At 73.4% G+C, this 2,613-nt stretch carries 4 protein-coding genes; all 4 read left to right on the forward strand.

All coding sequences use genetic code 11. The features are described 5' to 3' along the window. Positions 1 to 245 (forward strand): roadblock/LC7 domain-containing protein (locus tag ACTUAL_RS02070; RefSeq protein ID WP_440899067.1); only part of this gene is annotated, 245 nt, incomplete at its 5' end. Next, complete coding sequence (locus ACTUAL_RS02075) at positions 242 to 643, forward strand: DUF742 domain-containing protein (RefSeq protein ID WP_440899068.1); 402 nt, start codon at positions 242 to 244, stop codon at positions 641 to 643. The genes ACTUAL_RS02070 and ACTUAL_RS02075, both read left to right, overlap by 4 nt. Next, positions 624 to 1,232, forward strand: a complete 609-nt coding sequence (locus ACTUAL_RS02080) for a GTP-binding protein (protein WP_440899069.1) — start codon at positions 624 to 626, stop codon at positions 1,230 to 1,232. The genes ACTUAL_RS02075 and ACTUAL_RS02080 overlap by 20 nt, the downstream gene beginning before the upstream one ends. Next, entirely contained in the window at positions 1,229 to 2,557 is a 1,329-nt protein-coding gene (locus tag ACTUAL_RS02085; protein ID WP_440899070.1) for a cytochrome P450, read from the forward strand. The genes ACTUAL_RS02080 and ACTUAL_RS02085 overlap by 4 nt, the downstream gene beginning before the upstream one ends. Positions 2,558 to 2,613 lie beyond the last annotated feature (56 nt).

A 2,613-nucleotide genomic window follows, 5' to 3' on the forward strand; every position in this document is an offset into this window, starting at 1 on the left:
TGGCCTACGGCGCGTCGATCGAGTTCGGCGACGGGACGGGCGGCGTGCGCACGTCGATGACCGAGTTCCACGGCGGTCTGCTGTTCATCGTCGAGGCCGGTCAGGGCGCGCACCTGGCCGTCGTCGCCGGTGAGGACGCCGACGCAGGCCAGGTCGGCCACAACATGAGCGAGCTGGTCGAGCAGCTCGGCGAGCACATGAGCACACCGCCGCGCCAGGCCCCGCGCCCCGCCGGCCCGGCATGACGCGCCGCGCCCTCGACGGGGAGAACCCGGACCGGCTCTACACGGTCACCGGCGGGCGCAGCCGTGCCGACGCGACCGACCTGGACATCGTCACGCTCATCGTCACCGAGAGCGCGTCGGCGGGCGGGACGCAGTCGGAGCACGTCCGGATCCTGCGGCTGTGCAGGCGGCCCACGGCCGTCGTGGAGATCTCCGCGCACCTGCGCCTCCCGGTGAGCATCGTGCGCATCCTGCTGCAGGACCTCCTCGACGTGGGCGCGGTCACCGCCCGCCACCCCGCCGTCGCCGCGCCCGAGGAGCAGCGGGCCGCGTCCCTGCCCCACCAGTCCCGCCGCCACCCCGTCCTGCCCGATCCCGAACTGCTGAAGCAGGTGCTCGTTGGACTCCACAACCTCTGAGGCCCCCGCCCCGCGGGCGCCGCTGCGCAGCACCGCCCACACCGGTCTGAAGATCGTGGTCGTGGGCGGGTTCGGCGTCGGCAAGACGACGATGGTGCGCTCGGTCAGCGAGATCCGGCCGCTGAGCACCGAGGAGACCATGACGCAGGCCGGGGTCGGCGTGGACGACGCCACCGGCGTGCGCGACAAGTCCACGACGACGGTGGCCTTCGACTTCGGCCGGATCAGCCTCAACGACGAGCTGGTGCTGTACGTGTTCGGCGCGCCCGGCCAGGAGCGGTTCTGGTTCCTGTGGGACCAGCTGTTCGCGGGCGCGCTCGGCGCGGTCGTGCTGGTGGACACCCGCAGGCTCGCCGACTCCTGGTACGCCATCGACCGGCTTGAGCACCACGGCACGCCGTTCGTGGTGGCGCGCAACGACTTCGGCGGCCACCAGCACTCGCTGGAGGAGATCCGGGACGCGCTGGACCTCGCGCCGCACGTGCCGCTGCTGGACTGCGACGCCCGCGACCGGGACTCCAGCAAGCAGGTCCTGATCTCCCTCGTCCAGCACCTCTACGCCCTCACGACCTCGGGGGAGCCCGCGTGACCGACCCGGTGGAGCGCAGAGCGCGGCGCGGCAGGTTCGCGCCGCAGCAGCAGTCGCTGGCGCCGCAGCCCCAGCACGTCCAGCAGCACGGCCCCCCGCCACCGGGGTGCCCGGCGCACGCCAGGTCGGCCATCGCGCTGGAGGGCGTGCGGTTCCGCGAGCACCCCGCCGAGGTCTACCGCGAGCTGCGCGCCCTGCACGGCCCGGTCGCCGAGGTGCGGCTGGAGGGCGACGTCCCGGCGTGGCTGGTCATGGGCTACCGGGAGCTGCACCACGTGCTGGTCAACGACCAGCTGTTCGCCAGGGACTCGCGGCGCTGGAACCAGTGGGACCGCATCCCGCCGGACTGGCCGCTGCTGCCGTTCATCGGCCACCAGAAGTCGATCATGTTCGCGGAGGGGGAGGAGCACCGCAGGCTGTCCGCCGTGTTCAGCGACGTCATCGGCGCGGTGGACCAGTTCGAGCTGAACGCGCAGGTCGAGCAGATCGCGGACCGGCTGATCGACGCGTTCGCGGTGACCGGCCAGGCGGACCTGAAGACCCAGTTCGCCGACCGCATCCCGGCGCTGGTCATCGCGCGGCTGTTCGGCATGTCCGACGAGGAGGCCGCCGGGTTCACCGCCGACCTCATGGAGTCGATCACCGGCGGTCCCGGCGCGCTCGCGGCGTTCGACCGGACCGAGGACCGGCTGCGCGAGATCGCCCGCGACCGCGCCGCCGCGCCCGGCCACGACGTCGTGTCGTGGATGGCCGCGCACCACGCCGACCTCACCGAGGACGAGCTGGTCGCGAACCTGGTGGTGCTCATCGCCGCCTCGCACGTGCCGACGTCGACGTGGATCAGCAACACCCTGCGGCTGCTGCTGACCGACTCGCGGTTCGCCGTCACCCTGTCCGGCGGCAGGCGCAGCGTCCCGCAGGCGCTCAACGAGGTGCTGTGGGACGAGACGCCGATGCAGAACTTCGCGGGCCGCTGGGCCACCCGCGCCACGCTGCTGGGCGGTCAGCGCATCGAGGCCGGGGACATGATCATCCTCGGGCTGGCGGCGGCGAACGCCGACCCGCAGGTGCGCCCCGGCTTCGGCGACGGGGGACTGGGCAACCAGGCGCAGATGTCGTTCTCGCACGGGGAGCACCGCTGCCCGTACCCGGCGCCGCAGGTCGCGGAGATCATCGTGCGCGCGGCGGTCGAGGTGCTGCTGGACCGGCTGCCCGACGCGGTGCTGACCGTCGAGCGGGACGAGCTGCGCTGGCAGCAGTCCGTGTGGGTGCGCGCCCTGGTGTCGCTGCCGGTGGAGTTCACGCCCTCGCACGTGACGGGGTGAGGCTTCGCGCGGGCGCCCGGCACGCGGGCGGGGCGCCCGCGCGGGGGACGCGGTTC

It is taken from the genome of Actinosynnema sp. (assembly GCF_052038725.1).

Excerpts from the sequence above, each read along its gene's own strand:
- ACTUAL_RS02075 (WP_440899068.1), top strand. The coding sequence starts at position 242 with ATGACGCGCCGCGCCCTCGACGGGGAGAACCCGGACCGGCTCTACACG.